The 13,897-nt window shown below is 65.1% G+C and carries 13 protein-coding genes and 1 tRNA gene; 7 read left to right on the top strand and 7 right to left on the bottom strand.

Annotated features, from left to right (window positions below; all coding sequences use genetic code 11):
• Positions 1-136: 136 nt before the first annotated feature.
• A complete protein-coding gene (locus tag E1956_RS24390) occupies positions 137-1,435 on the top strand; it encodes a D-amino acid dehydrogenase (RefSeq protein WP_335930005.1) in 1,299 nt (432 codons plus the stop codon).
• A gap of 157 nt (positions 1,436-1,592) precedes the next feature.
• Positions 1,593-2,492: a glutamate/aspartate ABC transporter substrate-binding protein gene (locus tag E1956_RS24385; protein ID WP_134753661.1), complete on the top strand. Its 900-nt coding sequence runs from the start codon at positions 1,593-1,595 to the stop codon at positions 2,490-2,492.
• Between the two features lie 152 nt (positions 2,493-2,644).
• Here E1956_RS24385 and E1956_RS24380 read toward each other — a convergent pair.
• The 6 genes from E1956_RS24380 to hcaE form a co-directional block, all read right to left on the bottom strand.
• A tRNA-Val gene (locus E1956_RS24380) sits at positions 2,645-2,721 on the bottom strand.
• A gap of 96 nt (positions 2,722-2,817) precedes the next feature.
• On the bottom strand, positions 2,818-4,056 hold the full coding sequence (gene hcaD, locus E1956_RS24375) for a 3-phenylpropionate/cinnamic acid dioxygenase ferredoxin--NAD(+) reductase subunit (protein ID WP_134753659.1): 1,239 nt from the start codon (positions 4,054-4,056) through the stop codon (positions 2,818-2,820).
• An 11-nt stretch (positions 4,057-4,067) separates the two neighbouring features.
• On the bottom strand, positions 4,068-4,895 hold the full coding sequence (hcaB, locus tag E1956_RS24370; RefSeq protein WP_134753657.1) for a 3-phenylpropionate-dihydrodiol/cinnamic acid-dihydrodiol dehydrogenase: 828 nt from the start codon (positions 4,893-4,895) through the stop codon (positions 4,068-4,070).
• On the bottom strand, positions 4,895-5,215 hold the full coding sequence (gene hcaC / locus E1956_RS24365; RefSeq protein ID WP_134753655.1) for a 3-phenylpropionate/cinnamic acid dioxygenase ferredoxin subunit: 321 nt from the start codon (positions 5,213-5,215) through the stop codon (positions 4,895-4,897). The genes hcaB and hcaC overlap by 1 nt, the downstream gene beginning before the upstream one ends.
• 2 nt (positions 5,216-5,217) lie before the next feature.
• On the bottom strand, positions 5,218-5,781 hold the full coding sequence (gene hcaF, locus E1956_RS24360) for a 3-phenylpropionate/cinnamic acid dioxygenase subunit beta (protein ID WP_232071589.1): 564 nt from the start codon (positions 5,779-5,781) through the stop codon (positions 5,218-5,220).
• Positions 5,778-7,142, bottom strand: a complete 1,365-nt coding sequence (gene hcaE, locus E1956_RS24355) for a 3-phenylpropionate/cinnamic acid dioxygenase subunit alpha (RefSeq protein WP_134753653.1) — start codon at positions 7,140-7,142, stop codon at positions 5,778-5,780. The genes hcaF and hcaE overlap by 4 nt, the downstream gene beginning before the upstream one ends.
• A gap of 133 nt (positions 7,143-7,275) precedes the next feature.
• On the opposite strand from hcaE, the gene hcaR reads away from it, so the two are divergent.
• The gene (gene hcaR, locus E1956_RS24350) at positions 7,276-8,172 is read left to right on the top strand and encodes a DNA-binding transcriptional regulator HcaR (RefSeq protein ID WP_134753651.1); all 897 of its coding nucleotides are present in this window, start codon (positions 7,276-7,278) and stop codon (positions 8,170-8,172) included.
• 30 nt (positions 8,173-8,202) lie between these two features.
• Here hcaR and E1956_RS24345 read toward each other — a convergent pair whose 3' ends face one another.
• On the bottom strand, positions 8,203-9,015 hold the full coding sequence (locus tag E1956_RS24345) for a DNA-binding transcriptional regulator (protein ID WP_134753649.1): 813 nt from the start codon (positions 9,013-9,015) through the stop codon (positions 8,203-8,205).
• 240 nt (positions 9,016-9,255) lie between these two features.
• Between E1956_RS24345 and E1956_RS24340 the strand changes: the two genes are divergently transcribed.
• The 4 genes from E1956_RS24340 to E1956_RS24325 are packed head-to-tail and all read left to right on the top strand — an operon-like array spanning position 9,256 to position 13,895.
• On the top strand, positions 9,256-11,109 hold the full coding sequence (locus tag E1956_RS24340) for a bifunctional 3-(3-hydroxy-phenyl)propionate/3-hydroxycinnamic acid hydroxylase (protein WP_134753647.1): 1,854 nt from the start codon (positions 9,256-9,258) through the stop codon (positions 11,107-11,109).
• A 26-nt stretch (positions 11,110-11,135) separates the two neighbouring features.
• A complete protein-coding gene (locus E1956_RS24335) occupies positions 11,136-12,104 on the top strand; it encodes a 3-carboxyethylcatechol 2,3-dioxygenase (protein WP_134754840.1) in 969 nt (322 codons plus the stop codon).
• Between the two features lie 23 nt (positions 12,105-12,127).
• Positions 12,128-12,931 (top strand): 2-keto-4-pentenoate hydratase, encoded by an 804-nt coding sequence (gene mhpD / locus E1956_RS24330; protein ID WP_134753645.1) that lies wholly within the window; start codon positions 12,128-12,130, stop codon positions 12,929-12,931.
• 13 nt (positions 12,932-12,944) lie between these two features.
• Positions 12,945-13,895: an acetaldehyde dehydrogenase (acetylating) gene (locus tag E1956_RS24325; protein ID WP_134753643.1), complete on the top strand. Its 951-nt coding sequence runs from the start codon at positions 12,945-12,947 to the stop codon at positions 13,893-13,895.
• Positions 13,896-13,897 lie beyond the last annotated feature (2 nt).

The following is a 13,897-nucleotide window of genomic DNA, read 5'->3' as shown; positions in this document are numbered from 1 at the left end:
TTCGCCCATGACCACGCAAGCGGCGCACGCCTTTTGGTGCATCCCGTCCCCCGAGGGGCTTTCCTTAACCTGAGGTTATACCCCTCGCTCAATTCGCAATTGAGTTTGTGATTTTGTCTCGCGAAACTGGTGTTCTCTGGCCACCGGGGCGGCCAGAGAACACAGAAACGAACGAGAACAGCGGGATATGCGAATTTGTGTGCTGGGCGGCGGCGTGATTGGTGTGACGACCGCGTATTTTCTTGCCCGCGATGGACATCAGGTCACGCTTGTCGAGCGTCACGCGGACGTGGCGCAGGAGACCAGCTACGCCAATGGCGGCCAGCTGAGCTATAGCTACGTGGCGCCACTCGCGGATCCTTCGGTGCTGCCGAAGCTGCCCCAATGGCTGTTCTCGCGCGAGGCGGCGCTGCGTTTCGTGCCGCGTCTGGACCCGCGCCAATGGCGCTGGTGCGTGGCATTCCTGCGCGCCTGCACGCGCGCGCGCAGCCGGGCGACCACGGCGGAGCTGCTCGGTCTCGGTTTTCTGAGCCAGCGCCTCATGCACGAGGTCGTCGCGCGCGAGGCGCTCACGTTCGACTATGTGCGCAACGGCAAGCTCGTGGTGTATCGCGACCGCGAGGCCTTCGAGGGGGCGCGCAGCCAGGCCGGCTATCAGGCGCAGTTCGGCTGCGAGCAGCACGCGCTCGATGGCGCGGCGTGCGTCGCGCTCGAGCCTGCGCTCGCGCACATCGGCGTTAATCTGGCGGGCGGCATTCACACGCCGGGCGAAGAAGCCGGCGATTGCGACCGCTTTACGCGCGGTCTTGCGCACGCGGCGCAGCGCGACGGCGTGGATTTGCGTCTCGCCACCGAATTCTCTGGACTCCGTACGAAAGATAAGCATGTGCAGGCGGCCGTGACGTCGGCAGGCGAAATCGAAGCCGATGCGTTCGTGGTGTGCCTGGGCATTCAGAGCCAGCCGATGCTGGCTTCGCTCGGCGTGAGCGTGCCCATGTATCCGCTCAAGGGCTACAGTCTCACGCTGCCCAATGCGAGCGCGCGGGGCGCGCCGCGCGTCTCGGTCACGGATGCGCATCACAAGGTGGTCTACGCGCCGCTTGGCGAGCGGCTGCGCATTGCGGGCATGGTCGATCTCACGGGCATGAGCGCGCATGCGGACAACGAGCGCATCGCGTTGCTCACGCGCCAGGCGCGCGAGACGTTTCCCGAGGCCGGCGACTTCGGCGCGATCCAGACGTGGACCGGCATGCGCCCGGCCACCCCGGACAGCAAGCCGTTGATCGGCGCGACGCATTTCCGCAATCTGTGGATGAATACGGGGCACGGCGCGCTGGGCTTCACGCTGGCGTGCGGGAGCGCGCAACTGATGGCCGATCTGCTCGCCGGGCGCGAGCTGGCGCTCGACGGCGTCCCGTTCGCGCCGGGCCGCTGAAGCACGGTGAGCAGCACGCTTCAGGCAACACCCATACGGCATCACGCATCAGATCCAGACATCACGCATCACATCAGGGCATCAAAACGGGGCACCACGAACCGCGCATTCACTGCGAGGCGACATCATCACTTTGACGAGTTGGGAGAAGAGCACGATGAACAAAACGAAACTGATCGCGGCGATGGCGCTGGCATTCACGGGGCTCTCGGGCATCGCGCACGCGGACGAGCTCACTGGCACGCTCAAGAAGGTTCACGACAGCGGCGTGATCGTGCTCGGCACGCGCGAGTCTTCGATTCCATTCTCTTACTATGACCAGAACCAGAACGTGATTGGCTATTCGCAGGAGATCGCGCTGAAGATCGTCGATGCGGTCAAGCAGAAGACCAATACGCCGAACCTGAAGGTGAAGACGATTCCGATCACCTCGCAAAACCGCATTCCGCTCGTGCAGAACGGCACCATCGACTTCGAATGCGGCTCCACCACGAATACCTTCGAGCGCCAGAATCAGGCCGCGTTCTCGAACAGCATCTTCCTCTACGGCATTCGCTTTATCACGCGCAAGGACTCCGGTGTGAAGGACTTCCCCGACCTCGCGGGCAAGACCGTCGTGACCACGGCGGGCACGTCGGACGAGCGCCTGTTGCGCAAGATGAATGAAGAGAAGCATATGAGCATGACGATCATCAGCGCGAAAGACCACGCCGAATCGTTCCTCAACGTGACGACGGGGCGCGCCGTGGCGTTCGTCATGGACGAGCCGCTGCTCTACGGCGAGCGCGCGAAGACGAAGAACCCGCAGGATTATGTCGTCGTGGGCACGCCGCCTGTTTCGGAGAACTACGCGTGCATGCTGCGCCGCGACGATCCGCAATTCAAGGCGCTCGTGGACGAGACGGTCGCGAAGATGCAGACCTCGGGCGAAATGGCGAAGCTCTACACGAAGTGGTTCACGCAGCCAATCCCGCCCAACGGCATGAACCTCGACTATCCGCTTTCGCAGCAGATGAAGGACCTGTTCGCACATCCGAACGACAAGGCGCTCGATTGATGCCGGTTCACGGTTGATTGGCAAGTGCAGGCGTGTTCGACATGCCTGCACGTTTGAAAGAGCCAAAAGAAAATGACGCAGTCCCGTGAGAGAGTGCGTCATTGTCATTGCGTGGTGCTGAACTGCGTGCACACGCGGTACTGCATATTCGTTGGTAGGCTCGATTGGATTCGAACCAACGACCCCCACCATGTCAAGGTGGTGCTCTAACCAACTGAGCTACGAGCCTGTTGAGAGCGCGAATTATAGAGAGACTCGCGCGGGCTGGCAAGCGCTTTTCGCAAATTGTTGAAAACCGCGCTTCTCGCCGTCCTGGCGAGCGGGTTCAGGATGCGGCGCGGGCCAGATCGCGCAGGGAGTGCGCCGGATCGGCGAGCACCTCGCGTGCGACCCGGGCGCGCTTCGCGATCAGCGCTTTCGCGTTGCGCATCTCGCGGCCCAGGTTCACGGTGATGGCGCCCACCAGCGCGCCATCGGCGTCGAGACCGAACAACACGCACGGCGGCGCCGCGAGTGAACCGCGGCCGATCCACTCGGCGGCGCGCATGTCGCCCGCGAACTGCACGTTCAGGCCGCACTGATCGGTCCAGAACCAGGGCGCGTCCAGCGCTTCGGGCGCGATGCCCAACATCGCGCGTGCGGCTGTCACGGCTTGATGCTTCGCGTTCTCCCATGTTTCCTGGCGGGTGACCCCTGGATTCGCAGTGCTGCGCTGGCCGGCGGCATCGCCCGCCGCATAGATGCGCGGATGCGACGTACGGCATTGTGCGTCGATCACGATGCCGTTCTCGACCTCGAGGCCCGCCATGCTCGCGAGCGCCGTTTCGGGCTCCACACCGATGCCATAGATCACGGCATTGCCTGCGACGCGCGTGCCGTCTTCGAGCGTGAGCACGATTTCATCGTGCTCGCGTGCGGCCGATGCGAGCGGTACGCCCAGATGCAGCGCCACGCCGCGCGCGCGATGCGTCTCGCAGAGATGGCGGCTCAGCACGGGCGGAGCGCAGCGCGCCATCGCGAGCGGCGCCTGCTCGATCACGCTGACCTGCGCGCCGAGATCGATGGCGCTGGATGCGAGTTCGAGCCCGATCACGCCCGCACCCACCAGCAGCACGCGCTTGCCTGGCTGAAGGGCCGTGCGCAGGCGCCGCGCGTCGTCGAGCGTGCGCAAGGTGTGGACGTCCACGCCCAGCCCGCCCAGCGCATCGAGCATCGGCAGGCGGCGTGCGCGCGCACCGGTGGCAAGCAGCAAATGATCGAAGGCGATCGAGGTGCCGTCTTGCAGCGTGATGGTTTGTGCGTCGGCGTCGAGCGCGACGGCCGGCATGCCGAGCCTGAGCTCGATGGCGTGCTGCGCGTAGAAGTCGTCCGCGTAGATCGCGCACCGTGTGGTATCCGGTTGCAGCAGCACGTCTTTTGACAGCGGTGGCCGCTCGTAGGGCCTGTGCGCTTCGTCGCCAATCAGCACGACGCGGCCCGCGTAGCCCTGCTGGCGCAGTTCCGCAGCGGCGATCGCGCCCGCTTGTCCAGCGCCCACGATCGCAATGGTCGAGGCATTCGTCATTGGCGTGTCCATCAGAGATGCAGGCCGCCCGCGGCGTGGCGGATGCCACGAATCCCAAGCCCGGCGTCCGCGTTGATCATCACGCCGCTGAGTACGCGGTTGTTCGCACGCGAGGCGAGCATCACGTAGGGGCCGGTGAAGTCCGCGGGCTGCGGAAAGAACTGCAGCGGCAGAATGCCGGCAATGGCTTCGGGCGTGCGCGAGTCCATGATGCGCAGGTCCTGCTGGCCGAGCGAAACGGGACCGCGCAGATCGCTAGCCATGCCGCAAGGGCCCACGCCGTTGACACGCACCTTTGGCGCGAGCTCGTAGGCAAGCTGGCGGATGATGCCCACGGCGGCATGCTTGCTCGCGGTATAGAGCGGGCCACCGCCGCCTGGATAGAACGCCGAGTTCGAGAGCGTGAAGATCATGCTGCCTTCGCTCGCGATGAGCGCGCGCGAGGCGGCCTTCGCACCGAGCAGATAACCCTTCACGTTGATCGAGAAGAGTTCTTGAAAGCCGCTTTCGAGTTGTTCCGGCGAGAGGTCGACGAGGCTCGACGCGTGATCCCAGATCGCCGCATTGCCGATGAAGACGTCGAGCTTGCCGAAGGTGTCGACGGCGGCCTGCACGGCGCGTTCGTTGTCGGCATAGGCCGTGACGTCGCCCTGCACGGCAACGAGCGTGTGCGCGCCGAAGCGCTCGCGCAGCGCCGCGACCTTCTGCGCCGAGCGGTCGAGCACGGCCACGCGTGCGCCTTCTTCGACGAAACGCTCGACGAGCGCGAGGCCGAGCCCCGAGCCGCCGCCCGTGATCAATGCCACTTCGTTGTCGAGCCAGCCCTTGGTCGGAGTCATCACGCGGCCTCCGGCACGTCGACGTAAATTGCACCCTCGACCAATGCGACCGGGAAGGTCTGGAGCGCCTCAGTGGCGGGCTGGCACAGCGCCGTGCCCGTCTTCAGGCAAAAGCGCGCGGCGTGCAGCGGGCATTCCACCGTGCCATCGTCTTCGACGTAGCCTTCGGACATCGAAGCATTGCCGTGCGTGCAGCGATCGTTCAGCGCGTAGAGCGCGCCGTTCACCTTGAAAACGGCGATGGCGGCGGTCGGGGCATCGACCTTGATGGCTTCGCCATCGGACAACGCGTCGTCCTGGCAGACAAAGATATGGGCCATGATCAGAAAAGCACACTCAGGTTATGGGAGGACAGCACCGCCTGATCGAGCGTGATCTCGCGGCGGCAGATTTGCCAGCCGTGCGCGCCGCCGCCCTCGGCCGTGCGGCGCACGCGGTCGATGCGGCGGCCCACGTAAATGGTTTCGTCGCGCTCTTTCTGCGCGCGGTAGAGCAGATAGTTCACGTGCGCCTCGTATTCGACGGGCGATTCGGTGGGGCGCACGCGCAGGTTCGTCACGAGGTGGCGTGTGCGCGAGGGCGGCTCCTCGGCCCACGCCATGCCCGTTTCCAGACGCGCCACGCGGCGTTCGAGCTGAAAGTACGTGTCGTTGAAAATCCACGTGGTGGGCGGCTGCACGCCGCGCCGCCGATCGCGCGTCTGCGCATTGACGGTCGTGCGCATGGTGTAGTGAATATCCTGCGCCATCAGTTCGAGCCAGTCGCGAAAGCGCCATTCGTCGAGCAGCGCGGCTTCCTGAAAGAGTAATTGCTCGATCTCGTGATGGAGGGCGTGCGGCACGCAGGCCGGTGCAGGCACCGTTTGCATTTCGGCGATTTCGCTCATTTGAGCACCTCCGCCTCGTACTGCGCCGTGCGCGCGTTCACTTCGTCCCACGACCCGGACATCAACAGATCGGCCCACCGCCGGTACATGCCACGCGCGGCCGTCTCCGAAAAAATGTAATTAGTCATGCCAGGAATGCCGTCTTCGCGCACGCGTTCACCGCCCAGACCCATCTCCATGCATAGCTTCGTCTTGCGCGCGCGGTTGCCGCGCAGTACCTTTTGCACTTCCGCCCAGTTCTCCGAGTCGTCCTGTTCGAGGAAACCCGCTGGGCCGAAGGCGCGCGTCGCACTGCGCTCGAAGGCCGCTTTCACATCGTCCGATGCAGCCTTGTCGGCGATGCAGAAGGCCCACACCTCGACCTGATTCGGCCCGCGCGGATGCCATACGCGCAGCGTGGCCGTTCCGTTGAGCCAGGACAGCGTCGGGAACATGTTGTTGTGGCCCGCGAGCCGCATTGCACGCACCTTGCCGAGGCGCGCTTCGGCTTCGGCGTAGGTGTCGCGGAAGTACTGCGAAACTTCGCCGTCGACCCATACGTTCGCGTCGGGCTGCTCGGTGAAGAAAAAGCCGCTGCCGTGGCCTGCCTGCCCGAACTGCAACGCGTCTTTCGCGGTTTCCCATACTGGGCGCGCGGTCTGGCCCGCCCCGAGCGCGCCGCTTTGGCTTCCCTCTGCGCTGGGTTTCGCGCCCAGCACTTCCACTGCGGAAGCGTGCGTGAACAAGGCGTGATACTGGTCGCTCGCGAACTGCTCGGCGGGGAATTTCCAGTTGCAGTCGATGACCCATTTATGCACGCCGCCGACAATCTCGGTGCCACCCTCGCGCCGGTCGAGCACGCCGTCGAGATACCAGGCGATGTCGCCCATATAGGTTTCGAGCTCGGGCGCGCTCGCATCCCAGTTGCCGAACACGAGCCCCTTGTAGACGGCCACGCGCGTGACTTCCTGCAAGCCCCATTTCTCCTTGCACAGGCCTTGTGGGTAGGCGCGCGATTCGAGCGGCACGTCGATCAACGCGCCATCCACGCCATACGACCAGCCGTGATACGGGCAGGTGAACGCGCGGGTGTTGCCGCAATCGGCGAAGCTCACGCGCATCGAGCGATGACGGCATTGATTGAGAAATGCCTTGATCGAGCCGTCTTTCTGGCGCACCACCACCACGGGATCTTCGCCCATGTAGGTATTGAAAAAGTCGCCGGCTTTCGGTATTTGACTGACGTGAGCAAGGAACAGCCAGCAGCGGCCGAAAATGCGCTCGAGTTCGAGCGCGTAGATGTCGGGGTCGGTATAGATCGACGACGTGACGCGGCCGTTGCGGGCGTCGACGAGTGCATCGATGTCGATGGTTGCGGACATGCGAGTCTCCTCCGTGGCTGCATTGCTTTTTTGCGGGAATGCAGACGGATCTTCGTCGTTCGCTTTATCGTTGTGAAATATTTTGTTTGTAGTCGGTTAGACTTTTGAACGATAACCCGACGACGCCTTCAGCATGGAACTGAGACACCTGCGCTATTTCATTGCCGTTGCCGACGAGCTGAGCTTCACGCGCGCGGCCGAGCGCCTGCACACGGCGCAGCCCTCATTGAGCCAGCAGATCCGCAATCTCGAAGACGAAGTGGGGACGCCGCTGTTCGAGCGCACGCGCCGCAAGGTCGAGCTGACCGAGGCGGGCAAGGTCTTTCTCGCCGAAGCGCGGCTCGTGGTGGCGCAGGCCGATCGTGCGGTGACGCGCGCGCGTCAGGTGGGGCAGGGCCGCGCAACGGTCACGATCGGCTTCGTGCCCGCCGCTGAGATTCGGGTTTTCCCGGCAATCCTGCCGCGCTTGCGCCTGCGCTTTCCCGATGTGAACGTGGAGCTGCGCAGTCTGCCGACCGCCGACCAGGAAGAGGCGCTGCTGCGCGGCGAGATCGACGTGGCCTTCATGCGGCGGCCCGTGCAGTCCAGTGCGCTGGCGAGCGAAGTGGTGCTGATCGAGCCGCTCGTGGTGGTGCTGCCGAGTGCGCATCCGCTCGCGCAGCACGAGCGCATTGAACCGCGCATGCTGGGTGGCGAGCCGTTCATCAGCACGCATCCGCAGTTTTCGGGGCAGGTGTACGACGTGGCCGATGCGTGGTTCGCCGCGCACGAGATCGAACGCAACGTCGCGCAGGTGGCCACCAATATTCTGCTGAATCTGAATCTCGTGGGCATGGGGCTCGGCTATGCGCTGCTGCCTGCGTATGTCGAATCGCTCACGAGCGCGGCGATTTGCACGCGGCCGCTGGCAGGCGAGCCGCCGCGTATCGATCTGCTGATGGTGACGCGCAAGGAGCCGCACGGCGCGGAGCTCGAGGCGCTATTCGAGCTCGTGCGCGCGAATGTACGTGACGGTGTGCAAACGTCGTGACGTAGCGCGTATTCCCGAGGGACTGGCCGTTCAGTCTTTGGTGCCGCCCGCGCCGTCTTCCTGCGCTTCCAGCGCCTTCTCCATCTCCTGCGCCGCGCGCTGCAACTCGGGCACGAAGCGGCGCACCGCCTCCGCGGGCTGGATCGCCTGTTCCAGGTAGATGACGTTGAGGCTCGCGATCACGCGCTCATGCGAGCCGATGGCCACCGCGAGCGCGCCGATCTTGCGCTGGTCCGCCCAGTCGCCGTGATTCGAGCCGAATCCGTCGGCACGCGTTTGCCGCACGAGATTGCGGACGAACGCCGGGTCCGAGGCGAGCTTCTGTTGCTGCTCGCCGCCCGCACCCGCGCGCAGCAAATCCAGTATGTCCTCGCGTTCCGCCTCGGGGCAGGCGGCAAAGTAGGCGCGACCCGCCGCCGTGAGCAGCATCGGCAGGCGGCGGCCCACCATCGCGCGGTGAAACGAGAGCGGGCTGAAACGGTGCGTGGTCTCGCGGATGATCATTGCGTCGCCGTCGGGCGTCGTGAGGTCCGATGGCCAGACGATGCGTTGCAGCAACTGGCCCATGATCGGCGGCGCGACGGTCGCGATGCTTTCGTCATCGGTGAAGCCTTCGCTCAAGGCGCGCACGTCGATCGTGAGGCGGAAGCTGTCGTCCGATGCGCTGCGGCGCACGAAATTCTCCTCCACCAGCGTCTCCAGCAAACGCCGCACCGTCGTGCGATGCAGGCCCGTGGCCTCGCTCAATTGCTGGCTCGTCGCACGCCCATTCTCCATGGCATTGAGCGCCCGGAGCACCACCAGACCGCGCGCCAGGCCCCGCACGTTTGCATACTTTGTCATGAAAAATCGCTTTTAAATCAACCCTGTGCATTCTATGCACATTTCTCGAAAAATGTTGAGAGGGCTCCGGCGCGCCCCTAGACTCGCTTGCATTCACCCGTTGGCGACACCGCTTCCAACCCGGTGATCCGTTTTCAGGCACCCCCTGTCAGCATCCGCAGCGGCCGATAAGTCGCGCGGGCCTTGCATGGGGTCGCACTAAGCACTAAAGCGCCAAGTGCGACCGATAAAGGAGACAACATGCACACTACTCCCATAGCGGCGGACCCCGTCCGCCCAGGTCATCGCTCGACCGACGTCGCCATCATCGGCGCCGGCCCCGTGGGCCTCATGATCGCCAACATTCTCGGCCTGCAGGGCGTGCGCGTCACGCTCATCGAAAAGCTCGACCAGATTATCGACTATCCGCGCGCCATTGGTTTGGATGACGAAGCATTGCGTGTGTTTCAGGCGGTCGGCCTTGCCGACGCGCTGCTGCCGCACACCACGCCCGATCACTGGATGCGCTTCGTCACGAAGGATGGCCACTGCTTCGCGTCGATCGAGCCGCGCACCGACGAGTTCGGCTGGCCGCGCCGCAATGCGTTCATCCAGCCGCTCGCCGACCGTGTGCTCTACGAGGGCCTCGCGCGCTTCGAGCATGTGGAGGTGCTGCTCGGCCATAGCGTCAACGCGTTCGTGCAGGATGCGCAGGGCGTGTCGATCGACGTGAGCGACGCAAGCGGTGCGCGCCGCACGATCCGCGCGGCCTGGATGGTGGGCGCGGACGGTGGCAACAGCCTCGTGCGTCGCGCGCTGAACGTGCCGTTCGAAGGCCGCACGAAGCCCAATCAGTGGATCGTGGTGGACGTGCGCAACGACCCGATCGGTTCGCCGCACATCTACATGCACTGCGATCACGAGCGGCCCTATGTGTCCGCGGCGCTGCCGCATGGCATTCGCCGCTTCGAATTCATGGTGATGCCGGGCGAGACCGAAGAGGAACTCTCGAAGCCCGAGAATATGGCTGCCTTGATCCGCAAGGTGGTTGCGGACCCGGAGAAGGTCGACTACATCCGCAAGCGTGTCTATACACACAACGCGCGCCTGGCGGAGACGTTTCGCGTGGACCGCGTGCTGCTCGCGGGCGACGCGGCGCACATCATGCCGGTGTGGCAGGGCCAGGGTTACAACAGCGGCATTCGCGACGCGAACAACCTCGGCTGGAAGCTCGCGATGGTCGCGAAGGGCCAGGCCGACGCCCGACTGCTCGATACCTACACGGTGGAGCGCCGCGCCCATGCGCGCTCGATGATCCACCTCTCCGAAGTGGCCGGCGATATCTTCGCGCCGACCACGCGCTTCGGCGCGCGCTTTCGCGACCGCTTCGTGCGCTCGATGAACCTGTTCCCCTCGGTGAAACGCTACTTCGTGGAAATGCGCTTCAAGCCGATGCCGCGTTACGAAGCGGGCGTGGTGCTGCTGCCGCCGCCGCAATCGGCGGGCGGCTGGCTCGCGCGCATGCTCGAACGCTCGGGCAATTCCGCACCGGGCCGCATGCTGGGCCTGATGAGCCAGAAGCGCGATTCGCTGCTCGGCCGACTCGCGTATGGCCGCGATCCGCATGCGGCGTCGCCGGTGGGGCGCATGTTCATTCAGCCGCGCGTGCGTATGGAAGACGGCCGCGTCGTGCGGCTCGACGATGCGATCGGCAACGGCTTCGCCGTGCTCGCCTGGGGCGCGGACCCCACGTTCGGCCTCACGCCGGAGGCGCGTGCGCTGTGGGAGCGGCTTGGGGCGCGCTTCGTGTTCGCGAAGCCCGACGTCCAGCTCGATTACGCCGACGACGTGCCCGAGGGCGTGCTAGCCCTCGGCGACGTGCAGGGCCGGCTCAAAGACTGGTTTAGCCGCCTGCCGGAGTCCGTCGTGCTGCTGCGCCCGGACCGCTTCGTTGCGGGCGTGTGCACGCCCCAGCAAGTCTCGGACGCGATCGTCGAGCTTGCGGGCAAGCTCGGTGTGACCGGTGTGCCCTCGCGCGAGCCGGGCGCCGTTGCAGTCCCGCACAACCGTCCCACGCGCGGCAACGTTGCCGTTGCGCGGGCAGCAGAAGCATGAGCAGCATCATCAGGAAAAGCACGCATATGCCCGTCCATCTGGAATGTCTTTCTCACACGCCGCTGCACGGCTACTTCGATCCGCCGCCGGACGTGGTGGCCGAAGTCGAGCGCGCGGGCCGTGGCGCGCGTGAGCGCGTCGAGGCCTTCGAGCCGGACCTGATCGTTGTGTTCGCACCCGATCATTTCAACGGCTTCTTCTACGACGTGATGCCGCCGTTCTGCATCGGCGCGAAGGCGCAGGCGATCGGCGATTTCAAGAGCATGGCCGGCACGCTGCCGGTGCCAGGAGATCTGGCGCATGCGCTCGCGGAGAACGTGCTCGCAGCCGATATCGACGTGGCGCTCTCGTACCGCATGCAAGTCGATCACGGTTGTGCGCAGGCGCTCGAAGTGCTCACGGGCGGCCTCGATCGCTATCCGGTGATTCCGGTGTTCATCAATTCGGTTGCGCCGCCCATGGCCACGCTGCGCCGCGCGCGTCTGTTAGGCGACGCGATCGGCCGCTTCTTCTCGCGCACGAACCGGCGCGTGCTCGTGGTGGGCTCGGGCGGTATCTCGCACGAGCCGCCGGTGCCCGAGCTCATGGGTGCCTCGCCCGAAGTGGCCGAGCGCCTGATCGCGGGCCGCAATCCCACGCCTGAGTCGCGCGCCGCGCGCCAGGCGCGCACCGTGGCGGCCGCACAGGCCTTCACGAAGGGCGACAGCCCGCTGCATCCGCTCAATCCCGAGTGGGACCGCGCGTTTCTCGAGCGCCTGGCTTCGGGCGAGTTGACCGAAGTGGACGGCATGACGAACGCGGCCATCACGCGCGACGGCGGCAAGTCGGCGCATGAGATCCGCACGTGGGTTGCCGCATTTGGCGCGCTGGCGGCGTATGGCCCGTACCGCGCGTCGCTTGATTACTACCGCGCGATTCCCGAGTGGATCGCCGGCTTCGCCACCATGCACGCCACGCCCGCGCAAGCCGCCGATGCGCTCGCGTTAGTGGCCTGACTGAACCTGTCTGGGAGAACGGTATGACCGATCCGAAACTCGTCGCGGCGCTGGCCGCGCGGCTGCGCGAGGCCGAAGCATCGCGTGTAGTGATCGAGCCCGTGCGTGGCGAGATCGTGAAGGGCGGCGATCCGGTTGACGACATGGCAACTGCCTACGCCGTGCAGCAAGCTAACGTCGATCTGCGCGTGGCCAACGGCGAGCGCATCGTGGGCCGCAAGATCGGCCTGACGTCGCTCGCGGTCCAGAAGCAGCTGGGTGTTGATCAGCCCGACTTCGGCGCCCTCTTCGCTTCGATGGCGTATGGCGACGGCGAGCCGATTCCACTTTCGCAATTGATCCAGCCGAAGGTCGAAGCGGAGATCGCACTCGTGCTCGAACGCGATCTCACGCAGGAGAAACACACGTTCGTCGACATCCTGAACGCCACTGCATATGCACTCGCGGCGATCGAGGTGGTGGATAGCCGGATCCAGGACTGGGACATCCGCTTCGTCGATACGGTGGCCGACAACGCGTCGAGCGCACGTTTCGTGGTGGGCAGCCGCCCCGTGCCGCTTTCGCAGATCGATCTCAGCGCGTGCGCGATGGAACTTTCGCGCGACGGCGAGGTGCTCTCGCGCGGCAACGGTGCCGCGTGTCTCGGCAACCCGCTCAACGCAGCCGTCTGGCTCGCCGACCGCATGGCGCAGCTTGGCACGCCGTTGCGCGCGGGCGACGTGGTCTTGACCGGCGCGCTCGGGCCCATGGTGGCCGTGAAGGAACCCGGCACCTACACCGCGCAGATCGAAGGCCTCGGCAGCGTTCGCGCGACCTTTACCGTCTGATTGAGGAACTCAAATGGCTTCGGAAAAACTCAAGGCCGCGATCATCGGCTCTGGCAACATCGGCACGGATCTGATGATCAAGATCCTGCGCAACAGCCAGCATCTGGAAATGGCGGCGATGGTCGGCATCGACCCTGCATCGGACGGCCTCGCGCGCGCCGCGCGTCTCGGTGTGGCCACCACGCATGAAGGCGCGGAAGGGCTCACGCGTCTGCCCGTTTTCGACGACATCGACTTCGTGTTCGATGCGACCTCGGCGGGCGCGCACGTGAAGAATGACGCGCTGCTGCGCAAGCTCAAGCCGTCGATTCGCATGATCGATCTCACGCCTGCCGCGATCGGCCCGTACTGCGTGCCGGTGGTGAATCTCGATTCGCATATCGATGCGCCCAACGTGAACATGGTCACGTGCGGCGGCCAGGCGACCATCCCCATTGTTGCCGCGGTGTCGCGCGTGGCGAAGGTGCATTACGCGGAGATCGTCGCGTCGATCAGCAGCAAGTCGGCCGGACCGGGCACGCGCGCGAACATCGACGAGTTCACCGAGACCACCTCGAAGGCGATTGAAGTGGTGGGCGGTGCGGCGAAAGGCAAGGCGATCATCGTGCTCAATCCCGCCGAGCCGCCGGTGATGATGCGCGACACCGTCTACACGCTTTCCGATCTCGAGGACCGCGCAAAGATCGAGCAGTCGATCGAGGAGACCGTCGCAAAAGTGCATGCGTACGTGCCGGGCTATCGCCTCAAGCAGAAGGTGCAATTCGATGTAATCCCCGCCAGCGCGCCGCTCAATATTCCGGGCCTCGGCAAGTTCAGCGGCCTGAAGACCTCGGTGTTCCTCGAAGTGGAAGGCGCTGCGCACTACCTGCCTGCGTACGCAGGCAACCTCGACATCATGACTTCCGCTGCGCTCGCCACCGCCGAGCGCATGGCGCAAACGCTGCTTAGCGTGCAAGGAGCCTAACG

The organism is Paraburkholderia pallida (genome assembly GCF_004524855.1).
Classification (GTDB): Bacteria; Pseudomonadota; Gammaproteobacteria; order Burkholderiales; family Burkholderiaceae; genus Paraburkholderia; species Paraburkholderia oxyphila.
This window is presented reverse-complemented; position numbering and strand designations above follow the sequence as displayed.